Consider the following 479-nt stretch of genomic DNA (forward strand, 5'->3'; position numbering starts at 1 on the left):
GGTAGTGAGGGCTACGGTACGTAGAGGCCGAGGAAGGCCAGGGAGGCGTACACCACCATCATCGCGGCGCATGCCGTCAACACAATGCGGAACACTTCGTCACGCAGGGTCACAGCGGCCGCGACGAGCAGGAACGGGAACGCGCCGTAGGCGTATCGTTCACTGGAGTCCAGGTTGCTGCCGGTGAGTACCGCGGCGACAGTCAGCGCGGCCCACGCCGGGTAGGAAGCCGGGAGTGTCCGTATCATGACCACGAGCAGCGCGATGACAAGCATCAGCCACGGAACGTGTAGGGCGGTGCCTACCTCGCCGTGGCTGATGCCCCGGGCCGCATTCCAGATCACCTCTGCGGGGTTCGAGGAGCTGCCGTGCAGCGACTGCTGTCGCTGCAGCCGGATCGGCGCAAGTGCGTCCCCGTAGGCGATCCGGGCCCACAGCAGGTACCCGCCCAGACCCGCGGCCGGCGCCACAACGGCCAC

The 479-nt window shown here is 67.4% G+C and carries 1 pseudogene; it reads right to left on the reverse strand.

Annotation, left to right across the window (positions count from 1 at the left end):
- Positions 1-11 precede the first annotated feature (11 nt).
- Positions 12-479: pseudogene (locus DD1DGNOD_RS14280) on the reverse strand (hypothetical protein); the annotation flags it as partial.

The organism is Candidatus Protofrankia californiensis, assembly GCF_900634765.1.
GTDB classification, from domain to species: Bacteria; Actinomycetota; Actinomycetes; order Frankiales; family Frankiaceae; genus Protofrankia; species Protofrankia californiensis.